This is a genomic window from Streptomyces sp. SN-593, assembly GCF_016756395.1.
Classification (GTDB): domain Bacteria; phylum Actinomycetota; class Actinomycetes; order Streptomycetales; family Streptomycetaceae; genus Actinacidiphila; species Actinacidiphila reveromycinica.
This window is the reverse complement of record NZ_AP018365.1, coordinates 3805199-3824358: the sequence shown is the minus strand read 5'-3', so window position 1 is coordinate 3824358 and position 19160 is coordinate 3805199. Positions and strand designations below refer to the sequence as shown.

Genomic DNA, 19160 nt, shown 5'->3' with positions numbered 1-19160 from the left:
GCCGAGGCCCGTCGCGCGGTCCGCTCCGGGGGCGGCCGGCCGTCTGGCCGGCCGCCCGGCCGGGTCAGCCCCGGCAGATACAGGTCTCCCGCGAGAAGGGGGCCGTTCCGTTGTGGGTGTGGCCGAACCTGAGGAGCAGCGAGAACACCTGGCAGGCGTCCGAGTTCTCGTCCTCCTTGGGGTGGTCCGTGAGGGCCTTCCGGAGCCAGGGGGTGATGGCCTTGACGTCGTCGGCGGTGAGGAGGAGGCCGCCGTCGTCCTTGACCTCCGAGGTGGTTCCGGTCTCCGTCGTGGTGGGGGTGGTGTTGGCGTTCACCGTGTGACTCCCTGGGTGGTGGTGGGTGGTGTGTGTTACACCTTCTTCATTGACCAAATCGCTCTGGGGTAACCCTGATATCCAAAGTAATTTGGTCAAGAAATCGTCAATCAGGCGGCCAGGTCGTAGCGGCTGATCTCCTCGCCGGTGATGCACTCGGCGAGCAGGCAGATCAGGACCTCCGCGGCGGGCGGGGTGACCGCGTTGCCCAGCTGGCGGACGCGGTCCCGCTTCGAGCCGAGCACCACGTAGTCGCTGGCGAAGGCCATCGCCCTCTGGATCTCGTGCGGCTGGAGCATCCGGAACAGGACGTCTTCGATGTTGACCTCGCCCTGGATCAGCGCGAAGCGGTCGCGGGTGGAGATCGCGCCGACGGGGTCGCTGACCGGGCGCGGGGTCCCGTTGCCGTAGTACGGGGCCAGGAAGGGTTCCCAGGTGACGAGGGACTGGTGGCCGGTGGTGGTGAGGGTCCGCATCGGCTCGGCCAGGTCGGTGCAGTGCTCGCCGCCGTTGCCGGTCGACCCGTTGTTCCGCATCATCATGCCCGGCATCGGGACGGCGGCTAGGCCGTGATGGTTGCCGCTGGCGCAGACCGTCGCGAGCGGGTCGGTGATCGCTCGGACGTCGCTGCTCCCGCCCCGGATCTCGGTGATGAACGGCAGCCACGCGAGCCCGGCCTCGGCCCTGGCCGTCTGGGTCTGCATCGGTCCGTAGATCGATCGGGCGTTCTTGCCCTCGCGGCCGTCGCAGGGGACGAGGAGCGGGGGGACCGCCAGCGCGTCGTTCTCGCGGGTCGTGCGGGTCGGCATCGGGTCGAGCAGGTCGGTGGCCGCGTCCCGCCAGGTGCCGCCGGTGGGAACCATCATCGGGCGGGCGAACTTGTCCAGCCCGGCCTGGATGCGCCGCATCGTCTTGTCCGCCAGGGGGGTCTTGCGGTCGCCGATCCGGCCGCCCGCGATCGACCAGTCGATGGCCGCCGCCGCCGGGATCGTCTCCGGCTCCACGATCTGGTGGCCGCACTTCGTGTTCGGGCACCGGTAGTCGTACTGGCTCTTGTACCGGCCCATGTCGACGCCGGCCCGCCGGAACACCTGCCGCGCCTTGACCGTCTCGCCGCAGCCGGTGCAGAACGCCGAGGGGGCCAGCCACTTCTCGAAGTTCGGGGTGCGGCCGAGGCTCTGGTGCCAGTACACGAGGTAGAGGCGGTCGCGGGACTGCGGGGCGCGGTGCACCGAGCGCGGGTCGGCGTGCATCGAGTTCAGGGCGATCAGCTTGGTCCGGTAGCCCATCTTGTGGAATTCCTGGATCCAGCGGTCCCACTCCGCCCACTGCCGGACGTCGACCACGTTCTCAACGACCCCCGCCTTGACCAGCCCGCCGCGCTCGATGACGCCCCGCAGGTAGAGCGGGATCTCCTCCATCAGGGCCCGGCTGGCCTCTTCCTCCTCGGTGGGGCCGTTGTCCCGCTCGTCCTCGGTCTGGAACTTCTCGGCCTCCATCTCCGCGTAGAGGTCGAGCAGGTCGCCCTGTACGGCCTTGGCGAACGAGCGCTTCTTGCCCTGGGCGATGGACCACTTCGTGCACTCCGGCGAGCCCCAGTGGATGTCTGCGATCGGCCAGGCCCAGACCGGGGCCTTGCGGATGTCGCCGATGTAGTGGGCGACGCCGGGGAAGTTCCGCTCGTGGCTCTCGATCGCCCGCTTCCAGTGGTTCGCCGCCCGGGTCACCCTGACGTTCGGGACGGCGTCCGCGCCCTGGGTGGAGCCTCCGGCCCCACAGTTGCCGGTCCAGTGGACCAGGCCGTTGCGCCGACAGAGCCACGTGCCGTACTCGACCGTCGGGCACCAGACGGTGCCGGTGTGCGTCGTCCACTCGGCGACCGCTTGGCGGAGGGGCTTGGCGGTCACTCGCTCCAGGAGCGATACCCGCCACATCGGGTACGCCTCGCCCTTGTGCTGGATCTCCCAGCGGTTGAGGGAGGTCGTCCGGCCCGCGAGGATGGCCGCGATCTGGAACCCTTCCGCGCGGTCCCGCCGGTTCTGGGAGAGGGAGGAGTCTCGCGAGCCGTCCCGTACCCGGGTGGTGCCGTCGGCGAGCATCGATGCCTCGATGAGCAGGTCAAGCTGACTGGCGGTCAGGGTGAGTAGCCAGGCCGGGTCAAGGACGCGGTCGGGGGCGGCGGCGATGATGGGGGCCGCGGCTGCCACGTTGAGCCGCCAGTACCTGGTGCCCTCGTACTCGCCGACATTCCAGGCCGGTACGCCCCTCTGGCGCCCGGACCGGCCGATGGGCGGCCCGTACAGGGCAGTCAGCGCCCGCTCGATCCGCTCGCACTTCGCCGGGTTAACCGAGGGCGATTGAGAGAGGTGCAGCCCGCCGTTCTCGCGGTAGCTGCCTTCGGTCCAGGCCCAGCCGACCAGCTCGACCAGCGCGTCATCGTGGTCGCTGTCCGTCGGGGCCTCGAAGGGGGCGCTCCGGACGACCGACGATTCGAGCGTGAGCTGGTCGGAGGTGCGCACCTGCCAGGTCGTGCGCTTGGTGCCCGCCTTGCCGCCGCGCTGCTGGACGGGCCAGCGGTGGCCCTCCGTCACCAGCGCCGAGAGGGCCTTGCCCTCTACCCTCAGCATCTTCGCGTCGGTCACCTGGAAGACGTTCATCCGCTGGACCGGCACCCAGCGGGCGATGCCGTCCTCGGTGTTGAGGCTGGCCACCAGGTCGCCGACCTGCACCTGGTCGTAGCGCCGCCAGCCGTGGGAGGTCAGGATCTCGGTCTTGGTGTCCGCACAAAACCAGTCCATGACCGACAGCTCGGTGCCGTCGTGCTTGTAGGCCGCCGACCGGCGCCGGCGGGCGTAGGTCTGGGCGCCTCCGGCGGTTGAGGCCATCGCGCGGGTGGTGGTGGAGGTGTAGGGCATTCGGTCCGTTCCCTTCGGGTGGTGGGGTGGTGTGTGTCGTCCTCTTTCATTGACCGAACCCACCTGGATAACCTCGTTATCCAGATTGATTTGGCCAATAAATCGTCAGGAAAACCGCAGTTCAGGCCGTGGCGAACAGGTCGAGCTGGAGCGGCTGGCGCTGGTGCCAGCCGTGGGTGGGGAGAGGGCCGTCGGGGTCGGCGTCGAGCCGGAGGAGGACCGTGCGGACCTGCGTGCCGGACGAGAGGAACGCGTCGTCGGGGAGCGGGATGATGTCGCCCTCGGCGTCGGTGACGAGCCGCCGGAAGTCGACGGCCTTGCGGTCGCTGTGCCAGTTGATCGACTCCGGCATGACCGCGATCAGGGTTCCGCCGTCGCGCAGGAAGCCCAGGGCGTGCATGACGTGGCTGATGGCGTCGCCGAACGGGGGGTTCATCAAGATCCGGTCGTACGGCTCGTCGATGACGGTCGGGTCGAGGTCGAGGAAGTCGCCTTCGATGACCCGGCGGGCGACTCCGAGTTCGCGCAGGACGTGGGCTCGGCGGGGGTCGATCTCGACGCAGTCGACGATGCCCATCTGGTCGGCGGCCCGCTGGGCGAGCACGCCGGTGCCGGCCGAGGGCTCCAGGACCGTGTGGCCGACCCGGATCGAGGCGTGCTCCAGCATGTCGAAGGCCACCGCGGGCGGGGTCGGGTACCAACCCTGGTCGAAGCGGGAGGGCCAGGCCCCGGCGGCCAGGCAGGCCCGCATGAACTCCTCGACCGGGAAGGGGAAGGTGTGGGCGCGGACCGCCTTCCGGCCGTCCCACCGGCCGCCGATGTCCTTGAGCATCGTGTTCATCCGCTTGTAGAGCGCCGCGTCCAGCTCGAAGGGGACCTGTACGCGGTCGCCGCTGATGACGGTGCGGGGGTCGGTGAGGACGGTGAGGAGGTCGTTGGGGATCTGCATGGGGCGCTCCTTTGTGCGTGCGGGCATGGCTGAGGGCGCCCCGCCCGCCGTGGCGGGGCGCTCGTGGTCAGGGAGGGTTAGGCCGCGGAGGTGGCCGGCGCGATGTAGGCCGAGTACTGCCAGCCGACCGGGACGGTGAAGGGGGTGGAGAAGCCCTCGACCCGGAATCGCATCGTGTCGCCGTCGATCTCGGCCTCGTAGACCCGGCGGATGCCGTCCATCCGGATCTGCATCCCGGCCTCCAGCTCCGCCGCGGTGATCCAGCTGGGGGTGATCGGGGTGTGGACCGTGTACGTCCAGCCGGCCGGGACGGTGAAGGGAGTGGTGAAGCCCTCGATCCGGAGCCGGATGCTCTCGCCGTCGACCGTGGCCTCGAAGACCCACCGGCGGTCACCGTCGAGCCAGACCGCCATTCCGGCCTCCAGCTCCGAGGCGGGGACGGTGGTGGTGAAGGTGGGGATGGTGATGGTGGCCATGTCGGGCTCCCTGGGGTTTGTGGTGGTGTGTGTTACACCTTCTTCATTGACCAAATACATCTGGGGTAACTCTGATATCCAAATAAGTTTGGTCAAGAAAGCGTCAGGGGGCCCGCCGTGGCAGGCCCCCTGCCAGCTACACCGCCGCGTCGTCCGCCCGGAGGCGCGCGTCCATCTCCGCGCCGCTCATCCGGCCCATGACCTTGTCGTACGGGAGGGTGCTCGTGGACGTCCCGGCCTGGTTGTCCCGGTTGTAGACCCGGGCCTTCCAGTCCACCGACCTCGGGACGGTCAGGGACTTCGCGTTGGCCCGGAGGACCAGGTACCAGCGGTCGCCGAGCTGGGCGTAGTCGCCGGGCGCGAAGTCGGCCTTCCCCCACACCTTCACGCCGGCCGCCTGGACCTCGGCGAGGTGGGCGTCCCAGTGGGCGATCTGGTCGCACAGGTCGTGGTGATCGGCGTCGAGCTTGACGAGCTGCTCCACGATCAACTGGGGGTCGAGGGGGTTGCTCGCCTCCGCGCACCCCTCGGCGGTCCTGACCACCCGTTCCATCTGCCGCTCCACCTGGCGCCGCTCGGCGTTCAGTCGCTCCAGGCGGCGGATGGTCGTGCCCGGGTGCTTGCGGCCCTCCTCGTAGTACGCCGCGCTGTCTGCCCGGCCCCGGCAGCGGTCCGCTTCCTGCTGCTCGGTGACCGACTGCCCGAACAGGGTCTTCGCCCGGTTGAGGTCCCGCATGTGCCGCCCGGCCGAGTAGTGGTCGATCTTCACCGGCTCGCCCTGGTAGCTCGCGGCGATCTGACGGCCGCGCGCCCACTTCTCGTCAGAGGACTCCTGGAGGCGGTCCGCTCTGGCGTCGAAGCGCTCGGTGCGGGCTCCGGCCCGCTCGTACCGCTCGGTCTCGGCCTCCCCGAACGCGCGCCGGACGGTCTCGTCGATGTCCAGGGTCACCGTGTGCTGGGCGGCCTCCAGGGCGGCCTTGGCGCCGTTGATCCGGCGCATGTCCGCGGTACGGTCCCGGGAGCCTCGGAGGTAGACGAACCCGACGGAGCGGGCGTAGCGGAAGCCCCACGGGTTCAGCGCCTCCAGGACGCCGTCCTTGGGCTGCGATCCGAGGATCAGCGTCCCCTCGGCCCGCGTGTGTTTGATCGTGATCTCTGCCATGTCTGCAACTCCTGGTGTCCGGGGGCCCGGCGGTCGCCGGGCCCCGCGTGGGGGGTCAGGCGGTCGGGTTGTCGGCGGCGAGCTGGGCGCGGGCGGCGAGGCGAGCGTCGGCCCATGCGTGGATGAGGGCCACTCCGGTGTCGGCGGCGGCCTCGCCGGCCGTCCGGCCGTTGTCCAGTCCGGTGAGGAAGCGGGCGGCGATCATGTCGACCGCCCGGGGCCGGGTGAAGGTCTCGGCGAGCTGTTCCACGTCCAGGTGCGGGAAGGACTCGTGCAGCGAGCGAGCGACCATACCGGCGATCTTGCCGACGGCCTCGCCGAGCTCGTCGGCGGAGATGGCGGGGGCGGTGGGCTGGGCGTTCATTGAGTTCCTTCCGGGGGAGAGGGGCCGGCCCGGCGGGTGCCGGGCCGGGGGGAGGCGCGGGTCAGGCCGGGCGGTGGGCGGTGATGGTGCGGACGTAGTAGCGGGCGGCCCGCCGGTTGATGCCGACCAGCCGGACCTGTGCGACGACCGGGGCGATGTCTCCGGCTCGCAGGGCCTTGGCGATGTCCATCACGCCGTCGTGGACGACGATCGAGCCGGTCTGGGTGTCCGGGTTGCCGGAGTGGAACAGGGCCCGCAGGGGGATCACCTGCTCGACCAGGAAGTCGGCCAGCTCGTCGGCGGTCAGGGCGGTGGGGGTGATGGGCTTGCGGGTGGTGGCGGTGGTGGTGGCCATGTCTGACTCCTGGGGGGTTGTGGTGGTGTGTGTTACACCTTCTTCATTGACCAAACTCCTCTGGGGTAACTCTGATATCCAAAGAAGTTTGGTCAAAGAATCGTCAATCGGGCAGGTCAGGCGATGGCGAACAGGTCAAGCTGCTCGGGCGTCTGGTCGTCCGCGTCCATCGGGGGCAGGTCCGGCGTCGGCCGCTGGTTGAGCGCCGGGAGGACCGGCTTCGGCTCCGGGTTCTCCGCGTCCGCCCGCAGCTCGGCGACCACCTCGGCGTCCAGGCGGTGCTCGGCGATCTCCTCCTCGGTCGGCACCCACCCGGCCGGCCGCCGCTGGAGCCGGTAGGCGATGCCGTTCACCTTCGCCCAGGCGCGCCAGAGCCGGTCATCCCGGTCCTCCCAGGCGATCAGCCGCTGGTGGACCTCGTGGAACTCGGCGTTCGCGGCCTTCCGTTCCGCCTCGGCCTCCTGGGCCTGCCGGGCCAGCCTGCGGGCCTGCTCGCCGTGGAGGAGGGGGCGCAGCCGCTCGCACTCCTGCTCGCGGTTCATCTCCACCGGCTTCGGCTTCCAGCGCTTCCAGACCATGACGGCCCGGCGCCCGTCGACGGTGACCAGGATGGGGCGCCGCCTGGTCGCGTCCGGGGCGCCGACCGTGAGGAACCCTGCCTTCGTGAGGGCGTTCAGCCGGTGGTTGGAGATGGCCCGGCCCACGGTGCCCGGCTGGTCCTGACAGTGCAGCGTCCCGAACACGTGGCGGTAGAGCCGTCCGGCCGCCGCGGCGATGACGACTTCGGCCTGACCGGCGGACCAGCCGAGGACCGCGGCCTGCTCGCGCTGGAGGCGCAGCTCCGCCGGGTCCTCGACGGGCGGGGCGGGATCGTCGGCCGGTGGCCCTGCGGGCTCCTGCTCGGCCACCGGCGGCGCGGGCTCCGGCTCCCCGGCCGGGGGCTCATCCGCCGCGGGGGCCTCCGGCTGCGGCTCGGGCGCCGGGGCGGCTTCGGGCTCGCTCGCCGGGGGCGCCCCCTCGGCCGCGACGGGCTCGATGGAGCGGATGAGGCCGCTCCTGGAGCCGCCTGTCCACCGGCCGTCCGGGTACTGGAAGCCGTGTTCCTCCAGATGCCGTGTGACCGCCGCCAGGAGCGACCGGGACGAGGCGGCCTCGGTGAACTTCTCGCCCTCCGGCGCGCTGATCGTGACCGGCTCGTACAGCTTGTGCGGCTTCCCCCGCCCGTCGAGGTAGGTCAGCGTGGCCTCGGTGGCGTCCCACTCGGAGACGACCTTGACCCGCTTGGGGATCTTCGGGTCGCTGCGCTTCTTCACCTTCGGCTTGGCGGCCAGGGCCGCGCGGACCGCGCTCGCCGGCTGCGCCTCGGAGGCCGCCCGCGCCAACTTGGTGCCGGGCACCTTGCCGTCCGCGAGGAACGCCCGCATCGCCTCGTCGGGGCAGCGGGCTTTGACCTTGGTGTAGTCGAGGGTGAAGGTGTACGTCGTGCCGGTCTCGGTGGCGTCCTCCAAGGTCAGCACCTGCCGGGTCTGCCGCAGGTCCCACGCGATGCTCAGCGTCTTCGGGTTGGCTCGCTTCACCTGGTACCAGGTGCCGTAGTACAGGGCGAAGTCGCCGGGGGCGAAGTCGTCGGCCTCCCACAGCTTCACGCCGTCCTGGCGGGCCTTCTCGACCACGCTCTCCCAGTGGGCGATCTCCTCGTTCAGGTCCGCGATCGCCCGGTCGTGCCGTCCGGTGTTCGATGAGCGCTCGCGCGCCCGCTCGTGCCATCGGAGGTCCGCCTTCAGCTTCTCCAGCCGCCGCCGGGTGCGGTTGGGGTCGTAGCGGCGCCCCTCGTACTGCTCGGCGGCCTCGGCGCGGTGGCCGTAGTGGGTGGCCTTGTCGCTCTCCTCGATCGACTTCCGCATGTGGTTGTCGCTGCGCTCGATGGCGCGCCGGTGGCGGCGCTCGCTGTGATGACCGACGAGGACCGGTTGGCCGGGCTCGATGCCGTCCAGCGCGCCCATCGCCGCCTTGTGGCGGGCGTTGCTGTTGCTCGCCGCCCGGTCGGCGCGGTCGTTGAACCGCTCGGCGCGGTCTTCGGCCCGCTCCAGCCGCTCGGCCTCGGCCTCCGCGAAGCTGCGCCGCTGGGTCTCGTCGATCTCGACGGTGACCTCGTACCCGGCGTCCCGGAGCGCGGCGGTCGCCCGGTTGATCCGCCAGCGGTCGGCCTCGCGGTCCCGGGAGCGCTGGATGCCGAGCATCCCGAGGGAGCGGAAGGACCGGAAGCCGAACGGCCGGACCAGCTCGTAGACGCCGTCCCCCTTCCGGGAGCCGTCCAGGAGCGTCCCCTCCGCCCGCGTGTGGGTGATGGTGACCGACGCCTTGGGCGGCGCCGGGGGCTGCTCCCCCTTCTCCGGCTCCGCCGGGTCCTCGAGAACCGCCGTGCCGGCCGTCGGCTCCGGCTCCGGCTCGGGGGCCGGTTCGGGGGTGACGGTGGGCGGCTCCTCGCGGATCCGCTCGACGGCCCCGTTACTGATCGTGGTGTGAGGGCGCGGCTTGCCGTCGATGTAGCGGACGCTCACGGTGAACGACCAGCCGCCGTCTTCGCTGGTCCAGCGCTCGATGTCGTCGGCGTGGGCGGCGACCGTCTCGTCAGCGTGCTGGGTGAGGAGCAGGGCGTACGTGGCGACGCGCTCGCCGTCCCGGTACTGGCCCTCCACCCGGAAGTCCTTGCCGCGGCCCTGGGCGAGACCGGCCCGGCGCAGGGCGCGGGCGAGGGCGATGGTGGGGGTGCGGGCGCTCTGGATGAGTGCCATGGGGTTCCTCCTTCGGGGGTGGGGGCGGCCCGGCACTCGTGTGCCGGGCCGTGTCGGTGGGGCGGTCAGTTGGCTCCGCCCATGCCCCACCAGATGCCGTTCTGCTCGTCGGCCTCGGCCTTCCGGCGGGCGGCGAGGCGGGCATCGCGCTCCTTGGGGGTCTCCTGCCAGACCGTGATGTCGGTCAGCGGGCCCTCGTGCCGGTACTGGCGGGCGACGATCGCGGCGGCCTCTTCGGGCGTCAGCTTCTCCTCGCCGTTGTTGAGGTAGGTCGTGTTCTTCTCCAGGCCGTTCTTCGCCCACCACGCCTCGGGCGGGGCCGGGTAGCTGTAGCGGATCTGCCAGCGCTGATCGGTGAGGGCCATGTCGTTTCCTCCGGTTCTGTGGTGGTTGTTACACCTTCTTCATTGACCAAATACGTCTGGGGTAACTCTGATATCCAGAAAAGTTTGGGTGATTTTGGCGGCCCCGTCCGGACCCGGAACGGGGCCGCCGGGGGTCAGCTCCGGCCGTCGAGCGCGGACAGCGCGCGGACCATCGCCCAGCCGTCAAAGCGCACCTGCGAGACCGCCCGCTCGTACGCCGGGCGGTGCTCCGCCTGGACCTCGCCGTCGGGGCCCATGTGCGTGCGGGTGGCCTCGTCGAAGGCGCGGACCAGCTCCGTGGCCTGGTCCGCCAGGTCGTCCAGCGCGCGCTGGCGCCGGTACTCCGGCCGCAGGTCGCTCCAGCCGATGCCGGCCGTCCCGCCCGGCGTCCCCTCGAAGGAGCCGTCTTCGAGGACGAAGCAGTCGGGCGTCTCCTCGGCCGCCATGTGCCAGGCGAGCGCCTGCGCCCACGCCTTCTCGGTCGAGCAGGCGTCCAGGACGTAGGTGGTGGGGCGCCCGCCGTCGTAGCGCTCGGGCCCGGCCACGGTGACGGTGAACGGGCGCTCGCGCTGGCTGTAGTCGCGGGCGAGGCCCGCGTACAGGGGCTCTCCGCCGTAGCGCTCCGGGGTCATCTGGGTGTCCTGCATGGGGGTGGTGCTCCTTGCCTCGTGGGTGCCGCCGGGGCTGTCCGGACGCGTCCGGGTCGCTGTCCGGACGCTGTCCGTTCCGGCCGACCGGCCGGGCGGGGGGTGGGGGTTCTACCTGGGCGGACACTGTCCGGACAAGCTGTCCGGGCCGTGTCCGGCGGGGCGGGTCAGGCCGAGTGCTTGGCGACGAGCTCGCGGATCTCGTCCTCGGTGGCGGCGGCCTGGTCGGCGTGCTCGCCGCCGTGCTCCTCGATGAGCGCCCGGACGTCCTCGACGGGGACCTCGTAGAAGAGGCGGCCCGCGTCCTGGCCGGTGTCGCCGGCCGTGAGCCACAGCTCCACCGAGTCCTCGTTCTGCCAGCCGTCGTTGCACGGGGCGTCGACCCCGGGCCACAGGAACACCTCGTCGATGCCGAACGGGGAGCCGGGCCGGGTGGTGAGGGTGATGCGCTGGCCGTCGGCCATGCGGACGATGTCGTGGCTGCCGCCGGTGGTGCCGTCGGTGGCGATGCGGTCGAAGATGCTGGTGCTCATGGCGCTGTCCGTTCGGTTCGTGGGGTGGTGGGTCAGGAGGCGGCGACGGCCGCGGTGAAGGCGGCCGGGAGGGAGCCGACGAACTCGGCGGCGACCGTCTCGCGGTGGCGCCGGATGAGGGAGCGGGCCTCCTCGGGCGACGCGGGGAGGGCGGAGAGCCGGCCGCAGGCGCACAGGGCCGTGTCGGTGTCGGCCTGGTGCTCGCGGGCGAGGAGGCCGAGGCGGGCGGTCAGGGTGAGGCGCACGCGGTCGGTGTGATCGGCGGTGACGAGGCTGCGGGCCCGGTAGCGGGCGGTCGTGAGGGCCGGGATCTCGAAGAGGCCCGCGGTGATGACGCGTCGGCCGCCGCGCAGCCCGTACCGGACGGTCTCGGTGCCGTCGATGACCGCCAGGTCCTCCACCGTCTCGTCGGTGAGCGTCCCGACCGGAGTGTGGGGGGCGAGGGTGATCGAGCGGACGACCGACCGGCCGCCGTTGCCGAGGAGGGACCAGGTGACGGAGGCCCCGCCGGCCGGGGTGGCCTGGATGGCGTGGCCGCGCTTGAGCGCCCGCCGGAGGAGGAGCAGGCCGTGGGCCTCGCTGGCGTGGCCCCGGCTCTCGCCGCTCGCGTGGGTGACCGTCTCGTGGAACATGTGCTGCGCCCTTTCGGTGGGGGGTGGTGTGTCGTACTTCATTCATTGACCAAGCTCTCTTGGTTTACCCTCGTAAACCAAGAGGATTTGGTCAAAGAAGCGTCAAGTTAGGACGGGTCAGGCCCGGCCGACGCCGGCCGCCTCGGGCAGCTCCGGCAGGCCGAACAGCACCCGGAGCGCGTTGTCGTCGTCCACCTCGATCTCCGGGACGACCGTGGCGGTCGCCCCACGGTGTGCCTCGCAGGCCGCGAGCCCGTGACCGCTGGCCGCGCTGATCAGAACGGTCGCCTGGGAGTGCCGGTTGCTCAGCAGGCAGCGGACACAGGGCATCGCGAAGTGGGTGGGCACCGGGTGCTGGCAGGTGATGGCGTGGTCGGACATGGCGGGTTTCTCCTTCGGGGCGGTGGGTGAGGGGAGGTCAGACGCGGGGGTAGCGGTCGGCGTGGTCGGCCAGCCAGGACGCCAGGCACAGGGCCGCGTGCGCGCACTCGGCCTCGATGGTGAGCCCGGCCTGCGCGGTGAACAGCTCGTTCAGGTACTCGCCCTCGCCGTCGTACAAGGCGGCCGTCCACGGCTCCACGTGCTCGGCGGGGGCCAGGTCGGCGTTCTCGCCGGAGTACAGGAACACCTTCGGGCCGGTGTGGGCGTCGCCCTCGTCGGCGGTCTGGTCGACGCCGACCAGCACGTAGGAGACGCCGCTGTCCTCGGCGAAGAAGGCGGGGATGGAGTAGGCGGCGAGCGCCGCGATCAGCTTCGCCCCGTCGGTCGGCCCGGCCTTGGCCGCGGCCTTCTTCGCCTGCTGCTGGAGCGCGATCAGGTGGAACGGGGTCAGCCCGCGGTTGCAGGGCCGGGCGTTGTCGACGGCGACCACGGCGGCCAGGCGCTCGTGCTTGTAGAGGATCGTCACCAGCGCCCGGAGCGCCCACGCAACGGTCTCGTCGTCGTCCGAGTTCAGGCGGTCGCCGTGGAGCACGGTGTTGCGGCGCTTCTGCAAGTCGAAGTCCTGGCGGGCCAGCTGCTCGGTGACCGCGCCCAGGGCCTTCATCGGCGGGACGTCGCCGAGGGCGGGCGCCAGGACGTAGCCGAGGATCGAGGCCGGGATGTGGAAGTCGTGGGCCTCCATGAGGTCCGCGGCTTCCTGGACGGTGTCCAGCGTGACGGCCGGGACTCGCCGGCCGTCCTCCAGCGGCGCGACCGCCGCGGTGGCCGCCGCGCTTTCGAGGAGGCCGACCAGCCGGTCGATCTCGTACGGCTGCGGGTGGTAGGCGCGGTCCCGGACGATGCCGGCGAGCAGGGCGAGGCGGCGGGCGGCGTTGTCGGTGTTGCTGGTCATGTGGTCCTCCGGGTGGTGGGGCGGGTTACTGGCTGCTGTTTCGGCGGGCTCGGGTGCGCCTCATGCGCTCCCGCCCGCCCTCGCGGTCGCAGGTCCGACAGGCCCGGAAGCCCTTGCTCGTGATCCGGGTGTTGGCCTCGTCGTACGGGTGGCCCTGCGGGCAGTGCGTACGGTCGGCCGACGCGGGTCGACCGCCGTGCTCCTGCTCCCTCTTGCAGGCCCGGCAGTCCCGCTGCCGGGTGCGAGGCTGGACGTAGGTGTTGTCCGGCGTGTACGCGTGTCCCTGTGGGCAGTGCGTGACCTGGGCGTTCGTGGCCGCGAAGCCGGTGCCGCGCAGGAGGTTCACGCGCCTCGTCACGGCCTCCAGGTGGCTGACCCTGACGCAGGCGCGGTTCCGGCACAGGTGGTCGATCTCAAGCCCGTCCGGGATCGGCCCGTTGGCTGCCACGTAAGCCAGTCGGTGAGCCAGCCACTTCCGGCCCTCGAAGGAGAACCGGCCGTAGTTTTCCTTGTTCCGGTAGGCGGTCCAGGTCAGGCAGGGCGTCTCGTAACCGCGGTCTTCCTCCTGGGTCTTCTGCCAGAAGCGCGGGGGGAGTTCGAAGGGCAAGGCTGACTCCTAAGCGGCGAGGCTGATGATGTGGGCGGCGATCCGGTGCTTGCACATGTAGGCCGCGCGGAGGCCGGCGGGGCAGGTGCAGGCGGCCATGGCGGTCCGGTATGCCGTGGCGCCGTCCGAGCTGACCGCCAGGAAGACCACGTTCTTGCTGGTCTTGCGGAGGGGGATCAGACCGCCCTGCTCCAGCAGTTCGACCGCCTTCTCAACCAAGTGCTCCTTGTACTGGCCGAGTTCGGTCGATCGAGTGGCCTTGCGGACCCGCCTCCGACACTTGGGGCCGTACCCGTCCGGGCTGTCGTTCCTGAGCCGCCGACCGCACCTTGCGCACCGGGTGATGGTCTCGGTCTCGGTGGTGGTGGCCATGGCGACTCCCTGGGGGGTGGTGGTGGAGTGGGTTACACCTTCTTCATTGACCAAATACATCTGGGGTAACTCTGTTATCCAAGATAATTTGGTCAAAGAATGGTCAAGCGATCCCCGGCGTCCGACAGCCCCCACCGGGCGCCGGGGAAGCGCTCAGGCCAGATCAGCGAGGAGAACGCTGGCGTTGTCCGCGTACGGCTCGGCCGGGTCCGCCTCCGCCGTGATCCGCAGCGAGGTCTCGACGGCCAGGCCGACGAAGTCGCGGGCCACCTCCTCCAGCGGCTCGAAGGCCAGCTCCACGAAGAGGTCGTGCCCGGCGTCCGCGTGCGGCTCGTACGCGCCGTCGGACGCCAGGACCAGCCGGGCCGGCCCGTCGAGGCTGACGGTGGCGGTCTCGATCGCCGGGTGCTTGTACCGGCCCGCCGCCTCCTCGTCGCTGTGCGCGTGCCCCAGGTACGAGGTGATCGTGTTCCGGTCGCCGCCCTCCGGATACGTCGCGGACGGCGGGTAGACCCGGCGCAGGTTGTGATCCTCCGTGAGCCGACGGGTCAGGCCGCGGGTGAGGAGGTACGCCCTCGCGTCGCCGGACCAGGCGAGCATCAGCGGCTTGCCGGGGGCGGTGACGGCCACGACCGCGGCGGCCGATGGCATGTAGCGCCGGGTGTACGGGTCCTGACGGTCCGGGTCGGCCGCGTAGTCCTCGTAGATGTGGCGCAGTCCGGCCTCGGCGTCGGCCCGGCGGGACGCCGCGCGGGCCACGCGCCGCGCGGCCGTCCGGGTCCAGGTGCGGACGCTCCGGTAGTCGCCGATGCCGTCGAGCAGGACGAAGGCGCGGGCGCCGTCGGGCGCGGTGTGGACGGCGGTGGCGTCGCACTGGGTGACGCGGGAGCCGAGGGCCTGGGCTGTGGCGTAGTTGCGCACGGGGCGCTCCGTTCGTGGGTGAGTGGGGCGGCGGGCTACTGGGGGGTGGCGCTCGTGGCGGGCGGGCGGGTGCAGGAGTCGTGCCGGTCGCAGTTGCAGAGCCCGCAGGCGGCGCACATCTGGTCGGCCTCCAGGCCGCAGTCGCCGCAGCCGCCGGCGGCCTCGAGTTCGGCGTCGTCTAGGTCGCCCGTCAGGCTGATCAGTGCGTCGGGGCCGAAGCGGGGCCGGGGGAGGGCGGCCGGGTCGGCCGGCTCGACCTTGATCGTGATCTCGCCGACCGTCAGGAGGCCGGTGCCGTCGATGTCGGCCTGCGAGCGCAGGTCGCCGACGTCGATGATCATCTGTCGGTCGTCGGTGACGGCCTGGCCCTGCGCGCGGGCAATGCCGTAGGCGAGGGTGCGCAGCTCGCCGCCGCTCTGGCAGGCGTAGACCCGCTCGTCGAGGGCGGGGTGCTGGAGGGTGACGTCGTACATCCGGTTCTCCCTGGTGGTTGGTGTGTCGTCTTCAGTCCTCCCCGCCCCACCTCTGTCCAGACTCGTTTGGGCGAGAAAGGCCCAGGTCAGGCAAGGTTTTTCCAATCCTTGGATCTGACGGCCGCGTTTATCCTGGCGGCTTTGTGCCAGACTTCCGGCATGGCCACCACCGACAGCCCGCCCGCGAGCGGCTACCAGCCCAGTGACCAGCTCCGCGCCTGCCTTGCCGCCTGGACGAAGGTGGTGAAGGAGACGGAGCCGCAGGCCCGCGGCGCCCTGGAGGCGGGCATCGCGCAGGAGCTGCGGGACGACCGGCAGCTCACCCTGAACGTCCTCGCGCAGCACCTGCCGTGGACGGCGGAGATGCTGCGGCTGCTCATGGCGAACCGGGACGTGCCGCCGCGCGAGCGGCACCGCCAGGCCGAGGGGGAGGCGCCGGTCTACACGCTCAGCGAACGGCTCCGCGACCTGCTCGCCGCGTGGAACCTGGCGGTCGACGACGAGAAGAAGGCGCGCGCCGAGCTGGAGCGGTGCATCGCCGACGAGCTGAAAGCTCACCCGGCCCTGACCAACGCGGAGATGGCCGAGCACCTGCCGTGGAGCCAGGAGCAGGTGCGGGTCATCGCCCGCGCGCACAACGTGCCGAGGCGCCGCAAGCGCGGTTCGGACCACAAGCTGATCGAGGAGAACGGCGTCCCGAAGGCGGTCACCGTGCCGTACGACTGGTACGTGCAGCAGCCGGGAGCGGACCCCGCCATCGTGCGCCGGTAGCCGGAGGCTCAGCCGCGCCGTGCCGCGTCCTGGCCGGCCTTCGCCTGGATGCGGGCGATCTCGATCTTTGCGCGCGCGACCACCGCGGTGATCGCGACGATGCAGCCGCCGAGGAGCACCCACACGAACGCTGTCGTTCCCGCCATGACGTCACCCTCCGCCGCGCTGCTGGACCGGGGAGGGTACACGCCGAAGGCCGCCCATGATCGTCATGGGCGGCCTTCGCTGTTCCCGTCCCGACGGGGGACCGGGGCGGGGGTCTACATGTGGCGGATCAGGATGCCGCCGACGATCACGAGGGTCATGATTCCGCCGGCGATCCACTGCCCCAGCGGGATGTCGGTGAAGCGGAACGGCTCACGCTCCTCGGCCTGGAGGGCCGCCTGCCCGTGGCAGCAGCAGCACTGCTGTCCGTGCTGGATGTGAGTCATCGTCTGTCCCCTCATTTCAGATCACCTCCCATCATGACGGACTCGGCCCCTTCGTGGCTACACCCCGCACAGGTTCACAAACCGAGCGTGGTTGCGATCCGGCCGCCGGTCACTTCTTCCCGGCGGCGTGATCGGGGTGGTGCTCGATCTGCCAGGCGCACGGCTTGCTCGGGTCCTGCACCCAGCGGTAGCCCTGCGCCAGCTCCTCCGACGTCCAAACGTTGCCCTCTACACCCAACCCCTCTTCGGGGCCGCTTCCGGCGTTGTTGGCGTTGGCGTTGGCGGTCTGACCTGCAACAACACCGGACCCCTGGGGGCCCCTCTCGGAGGAGGGCAGCGGCGGGATGTCGTCGCGGTGTACGCCGGGCCCGTTCCCGGCCGGTGTGCGCACCCCCGGGCGGGGGGTGATTCCGGCCGCCGTCAGCACCTCTCGCAGGGCCCGGGTGTGGGGGAGCTGGAGCCGCTGAGCGAGGGCGGTGGACAGCACCCCGCTGCCCCCTCGGTAGAGGTCGTGGAGGGCCCGGATCACGTCCTCCCGGGAGGGTGCCGCAGGGGCCTCTTCGGCCTCCTCCGGGGGCTCGATCGCGGCCTCTTCCGGCGCCTCTTTCTCGTCCTCGGGGGAGGGCTCGGCGGGGGTGCTCTTGAGGCGGGCACCGAGGAGCGCGCGGAGGCCGCGCCGGGACTCGGCGGGGGCGGCCTCCTCGTCCGCCTCGGGGGCGGTCTCCTCCTCGCCCTCGTCGGCGGTCGCCTTGCTCTTCGCGGAGGTCTTCTTGCCGCCCCTCTCCGTGGCGCCCTTCTTGCCGTCGCCCTTCTTCCCCTTGGCCTTCTTCTCGGGGACCGAGATCTGACCCGCGCTCGCCATCGCGACGATCACGATCACGAGGGCGAGCGTGATCCACGGCGCGGCCGGGAACTGCGTGCACGTCTTCGCGATGGCGTACGCGGCGAGCCCCGCGCCGGCGAACCGGGCGCCGACGCTGCCGCGCTTGCCGAAGCTGCCCGACAGCCAACCGGCCAGCAGGACCAGGAGGACGACGACGCCGGCCGCGTACCAGCGGATCATCTTGCCGACGTCCCGCAGGAACCGGCCGATGGCGCGGACGAGGCGGACGACGGCGCGCAGCAGGGGCGGGCCTGCGTGCCGCCCGACCTCGACCGCGAGGGGGCCCAGCTCGGCGAGCGGGCGCACGTCGCAGTACGGCCGCAGGTCGGGCATCCAGCTTTCGGGCTGCTCCCCCAGCTCCTCGTCGCCGTCGGCCTCGCGCTCGGGCTCCTCGTCGACGGCCGCGGTGTCGAGCTGGTCGTCGACGGCGGGCGGGGTGACGAGGGCGGGCACCGGTACCGGCTGCTCCCCCGGCTCCTGGTGCTCGTCGCCGTCGTGCTCCGGGTCGGGGTCGGGGACTGCGTGCAGGTGGGCGGCGCTCATGACGCGAGCCGCTGGGCGATGTCGCCCATCTTCTCCGCGAGGATGCCGAGTCCCCCGTCGGCGCTGGCCGCGACGTACCAGAACGCGATGCCCAGCATCGAGACGCCGCGGCGGCTGAGCTTCTTCCACATGATGATCGCGATCATGCACAGGCCGATGGCCGGGAGCGTCATGCCGGGCAGGAAGCTGTTCACGATGCCGATGAGGTCGTTGACCAGGCCGCGCACGAGCGTGAACGGCCAGCCGCCCGCGGCGTAGGCCGCGCCCGCGAGGACGGACAGGAACAGGCACCAGCCCCAGCTGAGCGCCTTCGCCTGGCCCTCGCCCTTGGTGCCGACGAGGAGAACGACCGTTAGGACGGCGGCGAGGCCGACCGGCCCGAGGGTGCCGAGCAGGGAGTTCATTGCGGGCTTCCTTCGAGGTGAGATCAGGCGGGGAGGCTGGGCGTGCCGTAGAGCAGCGCGCCGACGACCATCGAGATGAGGGGGATGCGGGCGGCCAGCGCGAACGGCGGGAGCCAGTTGCGGGTGCGGAAGTCCCACATCCAGATGCCGAGCGCGACGCCGTACCAGACGACGACGTAGAACGCCGTCCACGAGTCGTAGGTCGCGACCAGGTAGGCGACCTCGTCGGTGAAGAACTGGGGGACGCCGAGGGCGAAGCCGGCGCCGAGGGCGACGCCGTTGTACAGGAGCCACCGGGACTGTGCGGAGCGCCCGGTCCACCAGCCCACGAGGCTCTGCTTCGCCTCGGGGGTGCTGGGGCCGTACGTGGGTCGGGTGTACGTCTTCTTGCCGCTCCCCCGCAGGCTCCAGCGGCGGCGGATCGAGGCCGGGACCTCGCCGTCCTCGTCGCCGTCGTCGTCGGCGTCCTGGTCTTCGAGGTCGGACAGCTCGTCGTAGTCCTCGGGTACGTCGAGCTGCGTCTCGCAGTCCTCGCACCAGTAGGCGACGAGCTTGCCGGTGGGGCGGGCGTGAACCGCGTGCGGGTTCGGGTGCTCGCACTCCTTCGGCTTCGGCGCGGGGACGTGGTGGGGGACGCCGTTGATCCACTTGATGCCGCCGGGGGCCGGTGTCGCGGGGATGTCCTTCTTCGGCTCCCACCAGGCGGGGAGCCGGCCGCCGCCGTGGCCCGGCTGGGCGGGGACCGTCGGCGGTGCGGCGGGCATGGGCGGCACCTCGGGCTCCGCGTCCTCGACCGGCTCGGGCTCGGAGCGGCGGCGGAAGGCGAAGACGTCGCGTACCCGGAACGGGGCCGGGGCCGGGGTGTCGTCCTCGGTCTCTTCGGTGTCGTCGGTGGGGGTGCGGTCCACGTCGG

At 71.5% G+C, this 19160-nt stretch carries 24 protein-coding genes; 1 reads left to right on the top strand and 23 read right to left on the bottom strand.

Annotation, left to right across the window (positions count from 1 at the left end):
• Window positions 1-64 precede the first annotated feature (64 nt).
• From RVR_RS15960 to RVR_RS15875, 18 genes are all read right to left on the bottom strand, one after another.
• Window positions 65-316, bottom strand: coding sequence for a hypothetical protein (locus tag RVR_RS15960; protein ID WP_202234492.1), 252 nt, complete (start codon window positions 314-316; stop codon window positions 65-67).
• A gap of 110 nt (window positions 317-426) precedes the next feature.
• Complete coding sequence (locus RVR_RS37605) at window positions 427-3231, bottom strand: DNA cytosine methyltransferase (protein WP_237404774.1); 2805 nt, start codon at window positions 3229-3231, stop codon at window positions 427-429.
• A gap of 121 nt (window positions 3232-3352) precedes the next feature.
• Window positions 3353-4180 carry a methyltransferase gene (locus RVR_RS15950; RefSeq protein ID WP_202234491.1) on the bottom strand — a complete coding sequence of 276 codons (828 nt, stop codon included), beginning with the start codon at window positions 4178-4180 and terminating at the stop codon, window positions 3353-3355.
• A 77-nt stretch (window positions 4181-4257) separates the two neighbouring features.
• Window positions 4258-4656, bottom strand: coding sequence for a hypothetical protein (locus RVR_RS15945; protein ID WP_202234490.1), 399 nt, complete (start codon window positions 4654-4656; stop codon window positions 4258-4260).
• 136 nt (window positions 4657-4792) lie between these two features.
• Window positions 4793-5818 (bottom strand): DUF3560 domain-containing protein, encoded by a 1026-nt coding sequence (locus RVR_RS15940; protein ID WP_202234489.1) that lies wholly within the window; start codon window positions 5816-5818, stop codon window positions 4793-4795.
• Between the two features lie 55 nt (window positions 5819-5873).
• Window positions 5874-6182: a hypothetical protein gene (locus tag RVR_RS15935; RefSeq protein WP_202234488.1), complete on the bottom strand. Its 309-nt coding sequence runs from the start codon at window positions 6180-6182 to the stop codon at window positions 5874-5876.
• 61 nt (window positions 6183-6243) lie between these two features.
• On the bottom strand, window positions 6244-6537 hold the full coding sequence (locus RVR_RS15930) for a hypothetical protein (RefSeq protein WP_202234487.1): 294 nt from the start codon (window positions 6535-6537) through the stop codon (window positions 6244-6246).
• A gap of 116 nt (window positions 6538-6653) precedes the next feature.
• On the bottom strand, window positions 6654-9332 hold the full coding sequence (locus tag RVR_RS15925) for a DUF3560 domain-containing protein (protein ID WP_202234486.1): 2679 nt from the start codon (window positions 9330-9332) through the stop codon (window positions 6654-6656).
• A gap of 65 nt (window positions 9333-9397) precedes the next feature.
• The gene (locus RVR_RS15920; RefSeq protein ID WP_202234485.1) at window positions 9398-9697 is read right to left on the bottom strand and encodes a hypothetical protein; all 300 of its coding nucleotides are present in this window, start codon (window positions 9695-9697) and stop codon (window positions 9398-9400) included.
• Between the two features lie 134 nt (window positions 9698-9831).
• Window positions 9832-10344, bottom strand: coding sequence for a hypothetical protein (locus RVR_RS15915; RefSeq protein ID WP_202234484.1), 513 nt, complete (start codon window positions 10342-10344; stop codon window positions 9832-9834).
• A 167-nt stretch (window positions 10345-10511) separates the two neighbouring features.
• Entirely contained in the window at window positions 10512-10877 is a 366-nt protein-coding gene (locus RVR_RS15910; RefSeq protein WP_202234483.1) for a hypothetical protein, read from the bottom strand.
• 32 nt (window positions 10878-10909) lie between these two features.
• Window positions 10910-11509, bottom strand: a complete 600-nt coding sequence (locus tag RVR_RS15905) for a hypothetical protein (RefSeq protein ID WP_202234482.1) — start codon at window positions 11507-11509, stop codon at window positions 10910-10912.
• Between the two features lie 117 nt (window positions 11510-11626).
• Window positions 11627-11890 (bottom strand): hypothetical protein, encoded by a 264-nt coding sequence (locus RVR_RS15900; RefSeq protein WP_202234481.1) that lies wholly within the window; start codon window positions 11888-11890, stop codon window positions 11627-11629.
• 37 nt (window positions 11891-11927) lie between these two features.
• Window positions 11928-12842, bottom strand: a complete 915-nt coding sequence (locus tag RVR_RS15895) for a hypothetical protein (protein ID WP_202234480.1) — start codon at window positions 12840-12842, stop codon at window positions 11928-11930.
• 25 nt (window positions 12843-12867) lie between these two features.
• Window positions 12868-13449, bottom strand: a complete 582-nt coding sequence (locus RVR_RS15890; protein WP_202234479.1) for an HNH endonuclease signature motif containing protein — start codon at window positions 13447-13449, stop codon at window positions 12868-12870.
• Between the two features lie 9 nt (window positions 13450-13458).
• Window positions 13459-13821, bottom strand: coding sequence for an SWIM zinc finger family protein (locus RVR_RS15885; RefSeq protein WP_202234478.1), 363 nt, complete (start codon window positions 13819-13821; stop codon window positions 13459-13461).
• Window positions 13822-13974: 153 nt separating this feature from the next.
• Window positions 13975-14742: a mucin-2 gene (locus RVR_RS15880; protein ID WP_202234477.1), complete on the bottom strand. Its 768-nt coding sequence runs from the start codon at window positions 14740-14742 to the stop codon at window positions 13975-13977.
• 35 nt (window positions 14743-14777) lie between these two features.
• Window positions 14778-15215, bottom strand: coding sequence for a hypothetical protein (locus RVR_RS15875; protein WP_202234476.1), 438 nt, complete (start codon window positions 15213-15215; stop codon window positions 14778-14780).
• Window positions 15216-15374: 159 nt separating this feature from the next.
• On the opposite strand from RVR_RS15875, the gene RVR_RS15870 reads away from it, so the two are divergent.
• Window positions 15375-15986 carry a hypothetical protein gene (locus RVR_RS15870; protein ID WP_202234475.1) on the top strand — a complete coding sequence of 204 codons (612 nt, stop codon included), beginning with the start codon at window positions 15375-15377 and terminating at the stop codon, window positions 15984-15986.
• Between the two features lie 8 nt (window positions 15987-15994).
• On the opposite strand, the gene RVR_RS15865 is transcribed toward RVR_RS15870, so the two are convergent.
• The 5 genes from RVR_RS15865 to RVR_RS15845 form a co-directional block, all read right to left on the bottom strand.
• Window positions 15995-16132, bottom strand: coding sequence for a hypothetical protein (locus RVR_RS15865; RefSeq protein ID WP_202234474.1), 138 nt, complete (start codon window positions 16130-16132; stop codon window positions 15995-15997).
• A gap of 114 nt (window positions 16133-16246) precedes the next feature.
• The gene (locus tag RVR_RS15860; protein ID WP_202234473.1) at window positions 16247-16417 is read right to left on the bottom strand and encodes a hypothetical protein; all 171 of its coding nucleotides are present in this window, start codon (window positions 16415-16417) and stop codon (window positions 16247-16249) included.
• A 109-nt stretch (window positions 16418-16526) separates the two neighbouring features.
• Window positions 16527-17843, bottom strand: a complete 1317-nt coding sequence (locus RVR_RS15855) for a hypothetical protein (RefSeq protein ID WP_202234472.1) — start codon at window positions 17841-17843, stop codon at window positions 16527-16529.
• Window positions 17840-18247 (bottom strand): hypothetical protein, encoded by a 408-nt coding sequence (locus RVR_RS15850; protein WP_202234471.1) that lies wholly within the window; start codon window positions 18245-18247, stop codon window positions 17840-17842. Before RVR_RS15850 ends, RVR_RS15855 begins: the two co-directional genes overlap by 4 nt.
• 23 nt (window positions 18248-18270) lie before the next feature.
• A complete protein-coding gene (locus RVR_RS15845) occupies window positions 18271-19155 on the bottom strand; it encodes a hypothetical protein (protein WP_202234470.1) in 885 nt (294 codons plus the stop codon).
• Between the last annotated feature and the right edge of the window lie 5 nt (window positions 19156-19160).

Coding starts and splice junctions, on each gene's coding strand:
- RVR_RS37605 (WP_237404774.1), bottom strand. CDS start 3,231: ATGCCCTACACCTCCACCACCACCCGCGCGATGGCCTCAACCGCCGGA.
- RVR_RS15950 (WP_202234491.1), bottom strand. CDS start 4,180: ATGCAGATCCCCAACGACCTCCTCACCGTCCTCACCGACCCCCGCACC.
- RVR_RS15945 (WP_202234490.1), bottom strand. CDS start 4,656: ATGGCCACCATCACCATCCCCACCTTCACCACCACCGTCCCCGCCTCG.
- RVR_RS15940 (WP_202234489.1), bottom strand. CDS start 5,818: ATGGCAGAGATCACGATCAAACACACGCGGGCCGAGGGGACGCTGATC.
- RVR_RS15935 (WP_202234488.1), bottom strand. CDS start 6,182: ATGAACGCCCAGCCCACCGCCCCCGCCATCTCCGCCGACGAGCTCGGC.
- RVR_RS15930 (WP_202234487.1), bottom strand. CDS start 6,537: ATGGCCACCACCACCGCCACCACCCGCAAGCCCATCACCCCCACCGCC.
- RVR_RS15925 (WP_202234486.1), bottom strand. CDS start 9,332: ATGGCACTCATCCAGAGCGCCCGCACCCCCACCATCGCCCTCGCCCGC.
- RVR_RS15920 (WP_202234485.1), bottom strand. CDS start 9,697: ATGGCCCTCACCGATCAGCGCTGGCAGATCCGCTACAGCTACCCGGCC.
- RVR_RS15915 (WP_202234484.1), bottom strand. CDS start 10,344: ATGCAGGACACCCAGATGACCCCGGAGCGCTACGGCGGAGAGCCCCTG.
- RVR_RS15910 (WP_202234483.1), bottom strand. CDS start 10,877: ATGAGCACCAGCATCTTCGACCGCATCGCCACCGACGGCACCACCGGC.
- RVR_RS15905 (WP_202234482.1), bottom strand. CDS start 11,509: ATGTTCCACGAGACGGTCACCCACGCGAGCGGCGAGAGCCGGGGCCAC.
- RVR_RS15900 (WP_202234481.1), bottom strand. CDS start 11,890: ATGTCCGACCACGCCATCACCTGCCAGCACCCGGTGCCCACCCACTTC.
- RVR_RS15895 (WP_202234480.1), bottom strand. CDS start 12,842: ATGACCAGCAACACCGACAACGCCGCCCGCCGCCTCGCCCTGCTCGCC.
- RVR_RS15885 (WP_202234478.1), bottom strand. CDS start 13,821: ATGGCCACCACCACCGAGACCGAGACCATCACCCGGTGCGCAAGGTGC.
- RVR_RS15875 (WP_202234476.1), bottom strand. CDS start 15,215: ATGTACGACGTCACCCTCCAGCACCCCGCCCTCGACGAGCGGGTCTAC.
- RVR_RS15870 (WP_202234475.1), top strand. CDS start 15,375: ATGGCCACCACCGACAGCCCGCCCGCGAGCGGCTACCAGCCCAGTGAC.
- RVR_RS15865 (WP_202234474.1), bottom strand. CDS start 16,132: ATGGCGGGAACGACAGCGTTCGTGTGGGTGCTCCTCGGCGGCTGCATC.
- RVR_RS15860 (WP_202234473.1), bottom strand. CDS start 16,417: ATGACTCACATCCAGCACGGACAGCAGTGCTGCTGCTGCCACGGGCAG.
- RVR_RS15855 (WP_202234472.1), bottom strand. CDS start 17,843: ATGAGCGCCGCCCACCTGCACGCAGTCCCCGACCCCGACCCGGAGCAC.
- RVR_RS15850 (WP_202234471.1), bottom strand. CDS start 18,247: ATGAACTCCCTGCTCGGCACCCTCGGGCCGGTCGGCCTCGCCGCCGTC.